The 16683-nt window shown below is 73.8% G+C and carries 13 protein-coding genes; 11 read left to right on the top strand and 2 right to left on the bottom strand.

Annotation, left to right across the window (positions count from 1 at the left end; genetic code table 11):
* Window positions 1-8: 8 nt before the first annotated feature.
* Window positions 9-1190 (bottom strand): dipeptidase, encoded by a 1182-nt coding sequence (locus tag ASG76_RS13435; protein ID WP_056604054.1) that lies wholly within the window; start codon window positions 1188-1190, stop codon window positions 9-11.
* Between the two features lie 95 nt (window positions 1191-1285).
* Here ASG76_RS13435 and ASG76_RS13440 point away from each other — a divergent pair, with 95 nt between their 5' ends.
* Both ASG76_RS13440 and ASG76_RS13445 read left to right on the top strand, forming a co-directional pair.
* On the top strand, window positions 1286-3994 hold the full coding sequence (locus ASG76_RS13440; RefSeq protein ID WP_056604057.1) for a DEAD/DEAH box helicase: 2709 nt from the start codon (window positions 1286-1288) through the stop codon (window positions 3992-3994).
* Window positions 3991-4716, top strand: a complete 726-nt coding sequence (locus tag ASG76_RS13445) for an SWIM zinc finger family protein (RefSeq protein WP_056604060.1) — start codon at window positions 3991-3993, stop codon at window positions 4714-4716. Before ASG76_RS13440 ends, ASG76_RS13445 begins: the two co-directional genes overlap by 4 nt.
* 105 nt (window positions 4717-4821) lie before the next feature.
* On the opposite strand, the gene ASG76_RS13450 is transcribed toward ASG76_RS13445, so the two are convergent.
* Window positions 4822-5373, bottom strand: coding sequence for a TetR/AcrR family transcriptional regulator (locus ASG76_RS13450; protein ID WP_056604063.1), 552 nt, complete (start codon window positions 5371-5373; stop codon window positions 4822-4824).
* Between the two features lie 396 nt (window positions 5374-5769).
* On the opposite strand from ASG76_RS13450, the gene ASG76_RS13455 reads away from it, so the two are divergent.
* From ASG76_RS13455 to ASG76_RS13495, 9 genes are read left to right on the top strand one after another with little or no spacing between them, the layout of a single operon-like run.
* Entirely contained in the window at window positions 5770-6453 is a 684-nt protein-coding gene (locus ASG76_RS13455) for a response regulator transcription factor (RefSeq protein WP_200948187.1), read from the top strand.
* Between the two features lie 24 nt (window positions 6454-6477).
* Window positions 6478-7680 carry a sensor histidine kinase gene (locus ASG76_RS13460; protein ID WP_056604069.1) on the top strand — a complete coding sequence of 401 codons (1203 nt, stop codon included), beginning with the start codon at window positions 6478-6480 and terminating at the stop codon, window positions 7678-7680.
* A 46-nt stretch (window positions 7681-7726) separates the two neighbouring features.
* On the top strand, window positions 7727-9277 hold the full coding sequence (locus ASG76_RS13465) for a carboxyl transferase domain-containing protein (protein ID WP_082587543.1): 1551 nt from the start codon (window positions 7727-7729) through the stop codon (window positions 9275-9277).
* Window positions 9278-9282: 5 nt separating this feature from the next.
* Window positions 9283-11214, top strand: coding sequence for a biotin carboxylase N-terminal domain-containing protein (locus tag ASG76_RS13470; RefSeq protein WP_056604480.1), 1932 nt, complete (start codon window positions 9283-9285; stop codon window positions 11212-11214).
* An 11-nt stretch (window positions 11215-11225) separates the two neighbouring features.
* Entirely contained in the window at window positions 11226-12158 is a 933-nt protein-coding gene (locus ASG76_RS13475; RefSeq protein ID WP_056604076.1) for a hydroxymethylglutaryl-CoA lyase, read from the top strand.
* Window positions 12155-13240, top strand: coding sequence for a hypothetical protein (locus ASG76_RS13480; protein WP_056604079.1), 1086 nt, complete (start codon window positions 12155-12157; stop codon window positions 13238-13240). The genes ASG76_RS13475 and ASG76_RS13480 overlap by 4 nt, the downstream gene beginning before the upstream one ends.
* Window positions 13237-14370 (top strand): hypothetical protein, encoded by a 1134-nt coding sequence (locus tag ASG76_RS13485; protein WP_056604082.1) that lies wholly within the window; start codon window positions 13237-13239, stop codon window positions 14368-14370. The genes ASG76_RS13480 and ASG76_RS13485 overlap by 4 nt, the downstream gene beginning before the upstream one ends.
* A complete protein-coding gene (locus ASG76_RS13490; protein WP_056604084.1) occupies window positions 14367-15563 on the top strand; it encodes a hypothetical protein in 1197 nt (398 codons plus the stop codon). Before ASG76_RS13485 ends, ASG76_RS13490 begins: the two co-directional genes overlap by 4 nt.
* A gap of 23 nt (window positions 15564-15586) precedes the next feature.
* The gene (locus tag ASG76_RS13495; protein ID WP_056604088.1) at window positions 15587-16681 is read left to right on the top strand and encodes an ArsO family NAD(P)H-dependent flavin-containing monooxygenase; all 1095 of its coding nucleotides are present in this window, start codon (window positions 15587-15589) and stop codon (window positions 16679-16681) included.
* Window positions 16682-16683: the final 2 nt, after the last annotated feature.

The raw sequence follows: 16683 nt of genomic DNA on the forward strand, positions 1-16683 counted from the left end.
GGCCTGCATCACCCCTGGGGAGGTACGCCGTCGAGGTCCTCGATCCGCGCGAGGCTGGGACCGCGGCGCTCACGCACCGCGCGGCCGACCGCCTCCACGTCACGCATCACGCGCAGGGTGTTGCGGCAGGTCAGCCGGGCGAGGTCGTCCGCGGACCAGCCGCGGTCGGCGAGGGCCGAGAGCAGCGCGGGGTAGGCGGTGACGTCCTCCAGCCCCTCCGGCAGCACCGCGACCCCGTCGTAGTCGCCCCCGAGCCCGACGTGGTCGATGCCGGCCACCTCGCGCACGTGCTCGCAGTGGGCCACCACGTCGGCGAGCGTCGCGGTCGGCGGCGGGTGGGCCTCGACCCAGGTGCGCTCGAAGGCGGCGAAGCGCGGCCCGTCCGCCTCCGGCACGCCATCGGTCGCGGCGGCCAGCACCATCTCGCGGTGCGCCTCGGCGCAGGCGGCGTTCACGAACTTCGGCACGAAGGTCACCATGCACACCCCGCCGCCGCGCGCCATCGACTCGAGCACGTCGTCGGGGGCGTTGCGCGGGCTGTCGGTGACCGCACGGGCCGAGCTGTGGCTGAAGATCACGGGCGCCTCGCTCGCCTCGAGCGCGTCGCGCATCGTGTCGGGGGACACGTGGGAGAGGTCGACCATCATGTCGAGCCGGTTCATCTCGCGCACCACCTCGCGCCCGAAGGGCGTGAGCCCGCCGGCGACCGGCCGGTCCGTCGCAGAGTCGGCCCACCGGGTGTTCGCGTTGTGGGTGAGCGTCAGGTAGCGCACGCCGAGCTCGTGCAGCGCGCGCAGGGTGCCGAGCGAGCAGTTGATGGAGTGCCCACCCTCGGCGCCCGTCAGCGACGCCATCCGGCCTCCGGCCCACGCGCGCTCGACGTCGTCGGCGCTCGTCGCCCACGCCAGCTGGTCGGCGTACGTGCTGGTCAGCAGGCGTGCCGCGTCGACCTGCTCCAGCGTCGCGCTGACCGCGTCGTCGCCGGCGAGGTGGCACGGCACGTAGACCGACCAGAACTGTGCGCCCATCCCGCCGGCCCGCATCCGCGGCAGGTCGGTGTGGGTGGTGGTGCCGCCCGCGTCCACGTCCAGGCGGGCGAAGTCGTACGCCGCCTGCTCGCGCGCCTCCCACAGCAGGTCGTTGTGGCCGTCGATGACGGGGTGCGCGGCGAGGAGGTCCGAGATGTCCATGCGACGCGACCCTAGTCGCCGGGCACCGCCGGGGAACTCCGTGTCGGTGCCACGCGTTAGCGTCCTGTCGGCGTCCACGAGTCGAGGGAGGTCGCATGAGCTTCGTCCCCGTGACCGGACCCGCGCGGTTGCTGGTGGGAGAGCCCCCGCGGGAGGGCTCGATCGAGTTCACCGACTCCCGGCGCACGATCGTGATGCCCATCCGCGGCGCGCTGCCTGTCCTGGGCAAGGTCCGCGACCAGGACGCCATCCATCCCTCCGTCGCGCTGCTCGCCGGTGCTGCGCTGATGGGTCTGCAGCTGGTCGCCTCCGGCAAGTTCGCCCCCGACCCCGAGGGCCGCCACTGGCAGGCCGCCGGGCTCGACGGCGCGGACGAGCGCCGGGTCGCCGAGCTGGCGCGCTCACGATCGTGGGACGGCTTCGACGAGGCCACCGCGGAGGGCATGGTCCGCGGCGTGCTGGACGCCGTCGTCGACACGATGCCGCGCACCACACCGGGCCGGGCCCGGGGTGCGATGTCACCCGTGCGGCAGCAGCCAGGGCCCGCGACGAGCCCCGACGAGTTCAGCGACCAGCTCCAGCAGCGCATCGCGCGCATCCGCTCGCGCGGGCGCGACGACCGCCCGCAGCTGGTGACGATCTCGTTCCGGGTCGAGGCCGACGAGGAGGAGCTCGTCGCCGGTGCGGTGCGCCTGGTCACCCAGGTCCACGCGGTCGACAACGCCGCCCACGTGGCCGACGCCTCCGAGCTGTGGGCCGACACGGGTCCGTCGGCGGCCCACGGCTTCGGTGAGCGGGCCCGCACCCACGCGGCCATCGCGCTGCGCTCGGCGGCCGACGCGTGGCCCGTGCTCGAGCGCCTGCTCGACCTGCGCGTCCCCGACGAGATCACGCTCGACACCGACGAGATCCTCTCGCTCCTCGACCAGGGAGCCGCGGCGCTGATCGAGGCCGGCCACCCGGTGATGTGGCCGAAGTACCTCGACCGCGAGGTCACCCAGCGCGTCGAGCTCGGCCGGCGCTCGTCGGCCGCCCCGCGTGGCGAGGAGCCGCTCCAGGACGGGCTGTTCGGGCCCCAGGCGCTCTTCGGCTTCGAGTGGCAGCTGTCGCTGCACGGCGAGGAGCTGAGCGACGACGAGATGGACGAGCTGGCCCGCGCGACCAGCCCGATCATCAAGCTGCGCGACAACTGGGTGGCGGTCGACTCCGCGGTCATCAAGCGCGCCCGCAAGCGGCTGATCCGCACCGTCACGCCCGTCCAGGCGCTGGCCGCCACGCTCACCGGGGTCGTCGACATCGAGGACGTCCCCTACGAGGCGGTCGTCGGCGCGAGCCTGCTGCCGGTGCGCGAGCGGCTGCGCGAGGCCGCCGCGACCGGCGAGCTCGTCGACGTCCCGGCCGGACTGCAGGCAGAGCTGCGCGACTACCAGCGCCGCGGGCTGTCCTGGCTCGCCGAGCTGACCTCGCTCGGCCTCGGTGCGTGCCTGGCCGACGACATGGGCCTGGGCAAGACGGTCACCGTCATCGCCCTGCACCTGCACCGCGTCGCAGCGGGCGCGACCGGTCCGACGCTCGTGGTCTGCCCGGCCTCGCTGCTCGGCAACTGGGAGGCCGAGATCCGTCGCTTCGCGCCCGGTGTCGACGTACGCCGCCACCACGGCAGCGCCCGCGACCTGGGCGGCGTCACCGACGGCTTCGTGCTGACCACCTACGGCACCATGCGCAACGACGCCGCGATCCTCGCCGAGGTGGCGTGGGACCTGGTCGTGGCCGACGAGGCCCAGCACGTGAAGAACTCCCGCTCGGCCGCCGCCCGCGCCCTGCGCACGATCCCGGGCACCGCGCGGGTCGCGCTCACCGGCACGCCGGTCGAGAACGACCTCACCGAGCTCTGGTCGATCCTCGACTGGGCGATCCCCGGGCTGCTGGGCAGCCGCAACGCGTTCCGCAAGGTGTGGGCCGGTCCCATCGAGTCGGGCCTCGAGCCCACCAAGGCACGGCAGTTCGCCGACCTGATCGGCCCGTTCCTGCTGCGCCGCCGCAAGTCCGACCCCGGCATCGCGCCCGAGCTGCCGGCCAAGACCGAGACCGATCACCTCCTGGGCCTCACCCGCGAGCAGGTCGTGCTCTACGAGACCCTTGTGCGCGACTCGATGCGGCGCATCGAGGAGGCCGACGAGGAGACCCGGCGCGGCCTCGTGCTCAAGCTGCTCACCGGGCTGAAGCAGATCTGCAACCACCCGGCCCACTTCCTGCGCCAGCCCAACCCGCGACTGCGCGGACGCTCGGAGAAGCTCGACCTGCTCGACGAGCTCGTCGGCACCGTCGTCGCCGAGGAGGGGGCCGTCCTCGTCTTCACCCAGTACGTCGCCATGGCGCGGCTGCTCGAGCGCCACCTCGCCGGCACCGGCGTGCCCCACCAGCTCCTGCACGGCGGCACGCCCGTGCGCGAGCGCGACGCCATGGTCGCGCGCTTCCAGGCCGGCGAGGTGCCGGTCTTCCTGCTCTCCCTCAAGGCCGGCGGCACCGGGCTCAACCTCACCCGCGCCGACCACGTCGTCCACTTCGACCGCTGGTGGAACCCCGCCGTCGAGGACCAGGCCACCGACCGCGCCTACCGGATCGGGCAGACCAAGCCGGTCCAGGTGCACCGCGCGATCACCCAGGGGACGATCGAGGAGAAGATCGCCGAGCTGCTCGCGCGCAAGCGGTCCATCGCCGACTCCGTGCTCGCCCGCGGCGAGACCGCGCTGACCGAGCTGTCCGACGCCGAGCTGCGCGACCTCGTGGAGCTGCGGCGATGACCTCGTCCCCCGACCCCGTCGGCACGACGCACCCTCGGCTGGCAGCCCGGCGGGGCGGCACCGCCGGCACCTGGTGGAGCAAGGCGGTGCTGCGCTCGGTCGAGGAGGCGGCCTACAGCGCGACCGACCTCAGGCGCGGACGGGCGCTGGCCCGGGCAGGCTCGGTCGGGTCGATCACCGTCTCCGAGGGCCGCGCGGTCGCCGCCGTGAGCGAGGGCCAGGACGCCTTCACCGTCGAGGTGACCGTCCCGGTGCTCGACGACACCGACGCGGCGGCGTTCACCGAGCTCGTCGCCGCGGAGGCCGGCCGGATCGCCGCGCTGATGGCCGGCCAGCTGCCGCTCGCCCTCGTCGAGTCGATGGAGGAGGCAGGCGTCGAGCTGCTGCCGTACGGCGGCGAGCTGGGCTCGGCCTGCACCTGCGACGCCTGGCTGGACCCGTGCCCCCACGCGCTGGCGGTGTTGACCCAGCTGGGCTGGCTGATCCAGGTCGACCCGTTCGTCCTCACCCACCTGCGCGGGCTCTCCCGCGACCGGGTGCTGCGCGACCTGCACCGGATCGGGCGCCCGAGTGGCTCCGCGGCTCCGCTGGCTGCTGAGTCGCTGGGAGACTCAACCGCCAGCGGCGACCCCGACCGCCTCGACGACCTGCTCGTCGCCGAGGACGCGGCGGCCCGGGCCGCGCAGCTCCTGGAGCTCGAGAGCCCGTTCGACCCGATCTGAACCGTCAGCCGCGGTGCTCATCCCCACCCGACCCCAGGTAGTCCGCTGCAAAAAGCTGGTCGGGAACGGTGTTCCACCAGCTATGTGCAGCGGACTATCGGGGGCTCAGGCCAGGCCGAGGGCCCCGTGCGCCATGTCGCGCAGCACGTCGTGCATCTGGGTGTCGGGCAGCCGGCCGCTGTGCGGGGTGGAGTTGAGCAGGCCGAACAGCACGTGGGCGCGGGTGCGCGACGCCTCGGGGCTCAGTGAGGTGTCGAAGCGCCGCACCTGGGTGGCCCACACGTCGACGTAGGCGCGCTGCAGCGCCCGCACCCGCTCGCGGGCCTGGTCGGGCAGGCTGCTCCAGTCGCGGTCCTGGACGACGATGAGGGAGCGGTGGGCGATGGCGAACTCGATGTGCCACTCGACCAGCGCCTCGAGCGCCTCGCGGGGGCCCTCGGCCTGGGCGACGCGGCTGCGACCCTCGGCGAGCAGCGTCTCGCTGATCGTCACGAGCATCTCGGCCAGCATCGCGTCCTTGGACTCGAAGTGCTTGTAGAGCGCCGGTCCGGAGATCCCGCACGCCGCACCGAGCTCGGCGACCGAGACCCCGTGGAACCCCCGGGCGGCGAAGAGGTCGGCCGCGATGTCGAGGATCTGCTGGCGGCGCGGGGTCACGGGCCCGAGGCTAGTGCCCGCCGCCTCCTCGTGTGACGAGCGAGGGGTCGGGAGCGTCAGGGGACGGCTCGGCGTCTCCCACACTGCCAGCGGAATCACTGGTGCCTCCCACCCAGGCCCACCCAGGCCCAGCTCGTCCTACGTGCGCGCTGCAGTGGGCCGCACCCCCGCAGCGGCCCACTGATCCCCACGATCAGCGAACCCCCCCACCCGTCGAGAAGTGTGCTCCTCACGACGGATCGGTGCAGTGGTGCCAGCACCACACCTCTGGTTTACACCACGTGGACAAATGTCAGATCCACAGCCGGGACACGTGCCGGACACACGACGCGGGAGGTGGTGCCTGCTCTACCGACGACCGGCCCGGGCCGTGGCTACAGTGCGCGCATGCCGCAGATCACCGTCGTCCTGGCCGAGGATGGCGACCTGCTGCGCGCCGGCATCCTCGCGCTGCTCGAGGCCGTCGACGACATCGAGGTCGTCGCCACCGCCACCAGCCTGCCCGAGCTGCTGGCGGCCGTGGAGACCCATCGTCCCGACGTCGTGCTCACCGACATCCGGATGCCGCCCGACTTCACCGACGAGGGCATCCGCGCGGCCGGTGAGCTGCGGCGTACGCATCCTGCGACCGGCGTGGTCGCGCTGACGCAGTACTCCGACGTGGAGTACGCCCTGGACCTGGTCCGCGACGGGAGCGACGGCCGGGGATACCTGCTCAAGGAGCGCGTCGCCGACGTCGACGAGCTGGTCGCCGCACTGCGCACGGTCGCCGCCGGCGGCTCGGTCATCGACCAGATCGTGGTCGACGCCCTGATGGCGACCGGCACCCGCCGCCACTCGCGCCTCGACCGGCTCACCCCGCGCGAGCTCGAGGTGCTGGGCATGGTCGCGCGCGGCATGACCAACGCTGCGATCGCCGGCGAGCTGGTCGTCACCGACCGCGCCGTGGAGAAGCACATCAGCTCGATCCTGACCAAGCTCGACCTGCCTGCCGACGCGTCCGTGCACCGCCGGGTGGCGGCGACGCTGGTCTTCCTCAGCGAGGCCGGTGTGGGCGGCGGGGTGTCGCACCAGCGATGAGGACCTGCCGATGAAGAGCTGCCGATGAGCGGCCTGCTGGCGGGTTGGGACGGTCTCGACCCGGCGCTGCGCCGGCTGCTGCGGATCAACCTGCTCGCGCTGACCACCGCGACGCTGCTGCTGGGCGCCGCCTACCTGCTCGGGTTCCAGCACACCGCCGTCGAGATCGACCTGGCCGTGATGGTGCTGTCGATCGTGCTGATGCTCGTCACCCCGCCCCTGTGCCGGCGCTACGGCGCACCCGCCGCGATCGTCGGCCTCACCCTCTCGGCGCTCGCCTTCGCGGTCGGCGGCACCTGGGCCACGCCCAACCTCAGTCCGCTGACCGCGCTGCTCACGATGGTGCCGCTGCTGGTGGGCTTCCCCTACCTGAGCCGGACCTGGATCCGCATCCTGATGGTCGTCGCGGTCGTGGGCAGCGCGTCGGTCGCCGCCCTCGGCGAGTGGCGCCGCGTCGACCAGCTCAACGACGCGTGGTGGGTCAACGCAGTGGTCATCGCCTCCTCGCTCCCAGCGGGCGTCGTCGTGGTGGTGTTCCTCGTGCGCGACGCCTACGACCGCCTGCGCGAGCAGTCCGCGCAGCTCCTCGAGTCACGCACGCGCATCGTGCAGGTGGCCGACGCCGCCAGGCGCGGCCTCGAGCGCGACCTCCACGACGGCGCGCAGCAGCGCCTGCTGGCCATGAGCGTGACGATCGAGCGCGCACGCAAGGAGCTGCTCGCGGGCCGTCACGAGGGGGCCGCCGCGCTGCTGGGACGGCTCGCCGCCGACAACCGGGAGGTGCTCCTCGAGCTGCGCGAGCTCGCGCGCGGCATCTACCCGCCACTGCTCGCCGAGCGCGGCCTCGTCGCCGCGCTCCAGTCGGCGGCGCGCCGCTCGACCGTGCCGGTGACGCTCGACGTCGCCGACTTCGTGCGGCCCGGTCCGCAGGTCGAGGCCGCGGCCTACTTCTGCATCCTCGAGGCCCTCACCAACGCGGCCAAGCACTCGGGCGCGGGCGAGGTGCTGGTGACCGTGCGCGGCCTGCCGCACCTGGCGTTCAGCGTGAGCGACGACGGCGTGGGCTTCGACCGCGACGTCGTCACCCCGGGCGGGCTGCTCGGCATGGAGGCGAGGATCGCCGCCGTCGGCGGGACCCTCGAGCTCGACAGCGCGCCGGGACGCGGCACCACGCTGCGGGCGGACTTCGCGTCGGTCGACGAGCCGACGATGGACACCAGAGGTTAACGATCGCTAACCTGAGCGGGTGTCCGAGCCCCTGAGCACCCCCTCCATGCGCGAGCTCGTCGACGACCTGCGCGCCCGGCTGGCCCGGGTCCGCCAGGGCGGGTCGGAGAGCGCGCGCCGCAAGCACACCGACCGCGGCAAGCTGCTGGTCCGCGACCGCGTCGACCGGCTGCTCGACCCCGGCAGCCCGTTCCTCGAGCTCGCGCCGCTGGCGGCGTACGGCATGTACGGCACGGGCGCGGGGGGAGACGGGGACGACTTCGCCGTCCCGTCCGCCGGCGTCGTCGCCGGCATCGGCCGGGTGTCGGGCCGCGAGTGCGTCATCGTGGCCAACGACGCCACCGTCAAGGGCGGCACCTACTACCCGATGACGGTCAAGAAGCACCTGCGCGCGCAGACGATCGCCGCGGAGAACCGGCTGCCGTGCATCTACCTCGTCGACTCCGGCGGTGCGTTCCTGCCGATGCAGGACGAGGTCTTCCCCGACCGCGAGCACTTCGGCCGGATCTTCTTCAACCAGGCCAACCTGTCGGCCCAGGGCATCCCGCAGATCGCCAGCGTGATGGGCTCGTGCACCGCCGGCGGGGCCTACGTGCCGGCGATGTCCGACGAGACCGTCATCGTGCGCAACCAGGGCACGATCTTCCTCGGCGGACCGCCGCTGGTGAAGGCCGCGACCGGCGAGGTCGTCACGGCCGAGGACCTAGGCGGCGGCGACGTCCACGCGCGGACCTCGGGCGTGGTCGACCACCTCGCCGAGGACGACGCCCACGCTCTGGCCATCGTCCGCTCGATCGTCGACACGCTCCCGGCCGCCACCCCGGCGCGTACGCCGGTCGCGGAGGTCGAGGAGCCGCACGAGCCGCCGGAGTCGCTCTACGACGTGGTGCCGACCGACACCCGCACGCCCTACGACGTGCGCGAGGTGATCCGTCGTGTCGTCGACGGCAGCCGCTTCCACGAGTTCAAGAAGCTCTACGGCGACACGCTCGTGTGCGGGTTCGCGCGCATCCACGGCCACGAGGTCGGGATCGTGGCCAACAACGGCATCCTGTTCAGCGAGTCGGCGCTCAAGGGCGCGCACTTCATCGAGCTCTGCAACCAGCGGAAGATCCCCTTGGTCTTCCTGCAGAACATCACCGGCTTCATGGTCGGGCGCGAGTACGAGAACAAGGGCATCGCGCGCGACGGCGCGAAGCTCGTCACTGCCGTGGCGTGCAGCGTGGTGCCGAAGTTCACCGTCGTCATCGGAGGCTCGTTCGGCGCCGGCAACTACGGCATGTGCGGGCGCGCCTACGACCCGCGCTTCCTGTGGATGTGGCCCAACGCGCGCATCTCGGTGATGGGTGGCGAGCAGGCCGCGTCGGTGCTCGCGACCGTGCGCACCGACCTCGAGACCGACGAGCAGGTCGAGGCCTTCAAGGCCCCGATCCGCGAGCAGTACGAGACCCAGGGCTCGCCCTACTACGCCTCCGCGCGGCTGTGGGACGACGGGATCATCGACCCCGCCGACACCCGCCGCGTGCTCGGCATGGCGCTGGCGGCGACGTCGTACGCGCCCATCCCCGAGCCCCGCTACGGAATCTTCAGGATGTGACCGCCATGAACACCGTCTTGATCGCCAACCGCGGCGAGATCGCCCTGCGCGTCATGCGCACCGCGCACCGCCTCGGCTGGGCATGCGTCGCCATCCACACCGACCTCGACGCCGACGCGCCCCACGTGCGCGCGGCCGACCGGGCCGTGCGGGTCGGCTCCTACCTCGACATCAACGAGGTCGTGGCCGCGGCACGCGAGTCCGGCGCCGGCTACGTGCACCCCGGCTACGGCTTCCTGTCCGAGCGCGCACCCTTCGCGCGCGCGCTCGCCGAGGCCGGCATCGCGCTGGTGGGGCCCTCGGGCGACGTGATGGACGCGATGGGCCGCAAGGACGCCGCCCGCGAGGTCGCGGTGGCGGCGGGGGTGCCGGTCGTGCCGGCGTACGCCCTCGACGACGACCCCGCCACCCTGGCCTACCCGGTGCTGGTCAAGGCCGCCGCCGGCGGTGGCGGCAAGGGGATGCGGGTCGTGCGGAGCGCGGCCGAGCTGCCCGAGGCCCGTGCCGCGGCCGCGCGCGAGGCGGCGAGCTCGTTCGGCGACGACACCCTGCTGATCGAGAAGTACGTCGAGTCGGGGCGCCACATCGAGGTGCAGGTCATGGGTGACACCCACGGCACCGTCCTGCACTTCTTCGAGCGCGACTGCTCCACCCAGCGTCGTCACCAGAAGGTGCTGGAGGAGGCCCCGGCCCCGACGATCAGCGAGCAGCAGCGCGCCGCGATCACCGCGGCCGCGGTCGCGCTCGCGCAGCAGTGCGGCTACACCGGTGCCGGCACGGTGGAGTTCCTGCTCGACAACGCCACCGGGGAGTTCTACTTCCTCGAGATGAACACCCGACTGCAGGTCGAGCACCCGGTCACCGAGGAGGTCGTGCGGGCCCGGACGGCGTCAGGGGCGCAGCGGGTCGACCTCGTCGAGCTGCAGCTGCGCGTCGCCACCGGTGAGCCGCTGTCGATCGCCCAGGACGACCTCGTCCTCGAGGGCCACGCGATCGAGGCCCGCGTCTACGCCGAGGACTCGTTCAACGGGTTCCTGCCGCAGGCCGGCCGCACCTCGATCGTGAGGTGGGGCTCCGGTGACGGCGTCCGCGTCGACCACGCGCTCGAGCCCGAGCAGGAGGTCTCCACGTCCTACGACCCGATGCTCGGCAAGGTCATCGCGTGGGGCGCCGACCGCGAGGCCGCACGCGCCACGCTCGTCGCGGCGCTCGACGGCACCGCGATCCTGGGGATCACCACCAACACCGGCTTCCTGCGCGCGCTCGCGGCCTCCGACGAGTTCCGCGACACCACCATCGACACCGCCTGGCTCGACCACCACGAGGTGCCGGCGCCCGACGCCGGCCTCGCCCGGGTCCTGGGCGCGTGGACCGAGGTGCTCCTCGACACCCTGCCCGGCTCGCGGCACGGCGCCGGCGGGCCGTGGCAGGCCGACGGCTGGCGGATGGGCGCCGACCCCGCGCCCGACACGGTGGTGCTGGGCGACGCGCTGGTCGTCGTCGACCGCCACCGCGGCACCGTCACCCACGACGGGCGCACCCACGACGTACGTCTCGTGTCGGCCGCCGACCACACGGTGCACGCCCTCGTCGACGGTCGCGCCGAGCACGCCGTGCTCAACGTGCAGCGCGACCTCGTCGACGTCGTGCACCGCGGCCAGCGGTGGGTGTGGGAGCGGCCGGACCCGTTCGGCGACCACGTCGGCACGGTCGGCGACGGCACCCTGCTCGCCCCGATGCCCGGCACCGTCCTGGCCGTCCACGTCGCTGACGGCCAGCAGGTGGCCGAGGGTGAGACGCTGGGGGTGATGGAGGCGATGAAGATGGAGCTCGCGCTCAAGGCGCCCTTCGCGGGCACGGTCACCACGGTCGGCGCCGCCGCCGGCGACCTCGTCAAGCTCGGCGCGGTCCTCTTCACGGTGGAGGCCTCCGAGTGAGCGCGCTCCCCATGACCGTGCGCGCCGACGGCCTGCCCGAGCGGGTCACGATCTACGAGGTCGGCCCGCGCGACGGCCTGCAGAACGAGCAGGCGATCGTGCCGATCGAGGTCAAGGCCGAGTTCGTACGCCGCCTCGTCGCCGCCGGCCTCCCGATCGTCGAGGCGACCTCGTTCGTGCACCCGCGGTGGGTGCCGCAGCTGGCCGACGCCGCAGAGCTGATGGCCGACCTCGGCGAGGCCGGGCGGCACCTGCCGGTGCTCGTGCCCAACGAGCGCGGCCTCGACCGCGCGCTGGAGCTCGGCCTCGAGCACATCGCCATCTTCGGCAGCGCGACCGAGACCTTCGCGTCCAAGAACCTCAACCGCACCTTCGACGAGCAGTTCGCGATGTTCGAGCCCACGGTCGCCCGCGCCCGCGAGGCCGGCATGGACGTGCGCGCCTACGTCTCGATGTGCTTCGGCGACCCGTGGGAGGGGGCCGTGCCGGTCGAGCAGGTCGTCACCGCCGGCACCCGGCTGCTCGACCTCGGCGCCAGCCAGCTCAGCATCGGCGACACCATCGGCGTCGCCACCGCGGGGCACGTGCAGGCGCTCGTCGCGGCCTTCGCCGAGGCGGGGGTCGGCACCGACCGGCTGGCCATGCACTTCCACGACACCTACGGCCAGGCGCTCGCCAACACCTTCTCGGCCCTCCAGGCCGGCATCACCACCTTCGACGCCAGCGCGGGCGGCCTCGGCGGCTGCCCCTACGCGAAGTCGGCGACGGGCAACCTCGCCACCGAGGACCTCGTGTGGATGCTGACCGGCCTCGGCATCGACCATGGGGTCGACCTCGACGCCGTGGTGTCGACGAGCGTGTGGATGGCCGGCCGCCTCGGTCGCCCGAGCCCGAGTGCCGTCGTACGAGCACTGGGTGCGGGACTGGCACAATCGCCCGCATGAGCCGCGTCGTCCACCTCCACATCGGCGCCCCCAAGACCGGGACGACCTACCTCCAGGACCGGCTGCTGCTCAACGCCGCATCGCTCGCGCGGCACGGCGTCACCGTCCCCTCGCCGCGGGGCAGCCGCTCGGACATGTTCCACTTCCGCGCCGCGCTCGACCTGCTCGAGCAGGACTGGGGCGGCACTCCCGGGCACGCCAAGGGCGCGTGGGACGCGATGGTCAAGCGGGTCAACCGGGCCGAGGGCAACGTGGTGATCAGCCACGAGATCCTCGCCGGGGCCAAGCCCGACAAGATCGCGCGGGCCATGAACGACCTCGCGGGCAACGAGATCCACGTCGTCTACTCCGCGCGCGACCTCGGCCGGCAGCTGCCCGCCGCGTGGCAGGAGTCGATCAAGCAGGGGCGCAAGTGGCCGTTCAAGCGCTTCCTGACCAAGGTCGAGCGCGGCCAGACGTGGATGTTCAACGCGATGGACCTGCCCTCGGTGCTGGGCCGCTGGGGCGCCAAGCTGCCCCCCGAGCGGGTGCACGTCGTCACGGTCCCGCACGACCGCGGCCCCAACGGCGACGAGCTGTGGCTGCGCTTCTGCCGCGCCTTCAGCATCGACCCGGCGTGGGCGCCGCTCGACTCCGAGCGCGACAACCGCTCGCTGGGCATCGCCGAGACCTCCCTGCTGCGCAAGCTCAACCGCCGTCTCGAGCTCGGCGTCTGGCGCGAGCCGGCCTACGACAACCTGATCCGCGAGGTGCTGGCCCAGGAGGTGCTCGTCTCGCGCACGGCGATCCCGGTGCGGCTCCCCCCGGAGCGCTACGGCTTCGCCGAGGAGCGCGCCGAGGCCTGGATCGAGTGGATCAAGGGCAGCGGCGTCGACGTGGTCGGCGACGTGGAGGACCTGCGCCCACGCCGTCCCGCCGAGGACGAGCAGTGGAAGAACCCCGACCGCGTGCGGGCCAAGCTCGAGCTGGGCGCCGCGCTCGACGCGCTGACGGTGATGACGCAGGAGGCGGCCAACCGCGCCTCCACCGACTCGGTCAGCGGTCGGATCCGCGAGACCGCCCGCCGGTTGCGCGACCGTTGACCCGCGCCTCCTCCGGCCCCGCCGCGAGCTGGGTCGAGCACCTGCGCGAGGGCGGTACGACGCCGTGGCTGGCGTGGGCCGCCGGCATCCCCGCCGCGGGTGACCAGGGGTCGCGCCAGGTGCTGCCGGGCGCCCAGCAGCTCGAGCTGCTGCGCCGCATCAACCTGGCGGGCGGCACGGCCGGGCCGGAACGCCGGCGGCTCGCCGACCGCGTGCTGACGACCTCGGCCGCCGGCCGCGGCAAGGCCGACCTGCCGCTGGTCGGGCTCCCCGTCCCCGGCTTCGGCCCCGCCCCGGTCGACCCGGCCGCGGTGGGCGCCCACGAGCTGCTGCGCGTGGCGAGCGTGCTGCTGGCCGACGACCTCGTGGCGCTCGGCGCGGACCCGGTGCGCTCGCGCTGGGCGCGCCCGTGGCGTCGCCGCTACCGGCTGGTGGGCGATCCCGTCGTGGCGACCTCGCTGCGCGAGCACCTGCGCGGCCTCGGTCGCCCCGAGGGCGGCCCGCGGCCGTTCGTGGTCGCGCTGGGTGCCCCGCTCGACGACCTGCTCGCCCACACCTGGACCCAGCGCTGCTTCGAGCACGGCAGCAAGCCGTGGGCGGAGTGGCTGCGCTTCTGGCGCGAGCGCGACCAGCTCCCCGCGCGCGCCGACCTCCCCGACTCCGTACGCCGTTGGGGCGCGCGCCGGCCCTTCGTCCGCGTCGTCACCGACGTCGAGCGGCTGCCCCGCCAGGTCGGGGTCCGGTCACTGCCGCCCGTGCGGGTGCCGGGCGCCGACCAGGCCGAGCTGGCGCGACGGGTGGCCGCGGTCGTCGGGCTGCGCGTCCCCGCCCACGAGCGGCCGGCGCTGATGCGCACCCTGCAGCGGCGGATCCCCGACACCGGCACCGCGCCGGTCGGCGTACCGGAGCGGGAGCACGCCTGGGTGGCCGCGTCCGCGGCACGGATGACGCGCACCCTGACGCGGGCTGGCTACCCTGTCGTCGGCGACCTCGCCGACCTCGCGCCGCGCGGCCCGTCGGCCGCCCCGACCGGCGCCGACGACGAGCAGGTGCTGGACCTGGCGATCAGGATGATCGTCGACCCGGCGTGGCGCACAGGGAAGCGGCCAGGGAAGCAGGTGGAGCGGTGAGCAGGCGAGTGCTGCTGCACGTGGGCTGCCCCAAGACCGGCACGTCCTACCTCCAGGACGTGCTCTTCCGCAACCAGTCGATGCTGCGCGAGCACGACATCCTCTACCCCGCCGACCGCTTCGACGCCCACTTCCTCGCCGCGCTCGACCTGATGACCCTGCCCTGGGGCGGCATCGAGACCGAGGCCGTCGGCGCGTGGGACCGGCTGGCCGCGCAGGTGCGGGAGTGGCACGGCACCGCGATCATCAGCCACGAGATCTTCGCCCGCGCCACACCGCTCCAGGTCGAGCGCGCCCTCGCCTCCCTGGGCGACGCCGAGGTCCACCTCGTGCTGTCGGCGCGCGACCTGGTGCGCCAGATCCCCGCGGAGTGGCAGGAGAACGTCAAGCACCGCAGCCACGTCACCTACGCCCGCTTCCTCGAGACGATCCGCGACCCCGAGCGCGGCTCGCGGATCGGGTCGTGGTTCTGGGCGGTGCAGGAGCTGCCCGACATCCTCGAGCGGTGGGGCAGCTCCCTGCCGCCCGAGCGGGTCCACCTGGTCACGCTGCCCCCGTCGGGCTCCGACCGCGGCGAGCTGTGGCGGCGCTTCTCGCGCACCTTCGGCCTCGACGACCTGCCGCTCGACCTCACCGCCGAGCGGGAGAACCCCTCGCTCGGCGTGCCGGAGACCTCGCTGCTGCGCACGATCAACCAGCGCGTCACCTCGATCATCGCGCCCCCCGACTACCGCCCCCTCGTGCGCGAGGTGCTGGCCCACCAGACCCTGTCGCGCGGCGTGGCCTCCGCGCGCCTCGGGCTCGCCCCCGATGACCACGCCTGGGCCCGCGAGCTCTCCCGCAGCTGGATCGCCGTGCTCGCCGAGCGCGGCTACGACGTCGTGGGCTCGCTCGACGACCTCGTCGGCCCCGAGCCCGGCACCTTCACCGACCCCGACACCACCGCGGCCGACCAGCTCCTGCCGCCCGCGCTCGACGCGATCAGCGCGCTGCTCGTGGAGGCCGCGCGGCTCCGCGCGGTGGAGGAGCGGCTGCACGAGGAGCTGCGGGAGGCGCACGAGGAGCTCGAGCGCGCCCGCGCGACGCTGGGCCACCGCGCGAGGCGCAAGGTGGTGACGACCCTCGAGGACAGCCCCGCCGGTCGCGGCACCCTCGACGCCTATCGCCGGCTGAAGGGGCGGCACCGCACCTGAACGCCGTCGAGGTCGAGGTCGAGATGGAGGTCGACGTGGCCGTGGTCGGCGGCGGGCAGGCGGGCCTGGCCACCGGTTTCCACCTGCGGCGTGCCGGGCTGGTGCCGGGACGCGACTTCGTCATCGTGGACGCGGCCGACCGCCCGGGCGGTGCGTGGCCGCGGACCTGGGAGGGCCTCCGGCTCTTCTCGCCGGCCGGCTTCTCGTCGTTGCCGGGCTGGATGATGCCGCCGTGGGACGACGCCACGCGCGGCTTCCCGCCGCGCGACCACGTCGTGGACTACCTCACCCGCTACGAGCAGCGCTACGACCTGCAGGTGCTGCGACCCCACCGCGTCAGCTCGGTCACGCGCGCCGACGGTGACCCGACCGGCCGGTTGATCGTCTCGGCGCCCGGCACGACGGTGCTCGCCCGAGGGGTGGTGTCGGCGACCGGCACGTGGGAGCGACCCTTCTGGCCGACCTACCCGGGGATGGCTGCGTACGCCGGTCGCCAGCTGCACGCAGCGGACTACCGCACGCCCTCGGACTTCTCCGGGCAGAGGGTGGTCGTCGTCGGCGGGGGCAACTCGGCGGCGCAGGTCCTCGCCGAGGTGTCGACGGTCGCGGAGACGACCTGGGTCACCCAGCGCGAACCCCGGTTCCTGCCCGACGACGTCGACGGCCGCGTGCTCTTCGCGACCGCACGGGCCCGCATCGAGGCGCTCGCGCAGGGGCGCGAGCACGCCGGGGTGGCCGGCCTCGGCGACATCGTCATGGTCGCCGCGGTCAAGGACGCACGCGCGCGGGGCGTGCTGCGGGCGCGGCCGATGTTCGCCCGCCTCACACCCAGCGGCGTCGCCTGGGCCGACGGCACCGAGCTGGAGTGCGACGCCGTCATCTGGTGCACCGGCTTCCGACCGGCCCTGCGCCACCTGCGGGCGCTGGCGCTCCACACCGAGCGGGGTCGGGTGCGGGTGGGTGGGCCGTCGGGGACCGCTGCGCTCGACGAGCCGAGGCTGCACCTGGTCGGCTACGGCGACTGGACCGGCCCGGCGTCCGCCACGCTGGCCGGCGTCGGCCCGTCCGCGAAGGCCGCGGCGCTCGCACTCGCAGCGCGGTCGGGCCCACGCGCGTGAGC

The sequence above is a fragment of the Nocardioides sp. Soil774 genome (assembly GCF_001428125.1).
GTDB lineage: Bacteria > Actinomycetota > Actinomycetes > Propionibacteriales > Nocardioidaceae > Nocardioides.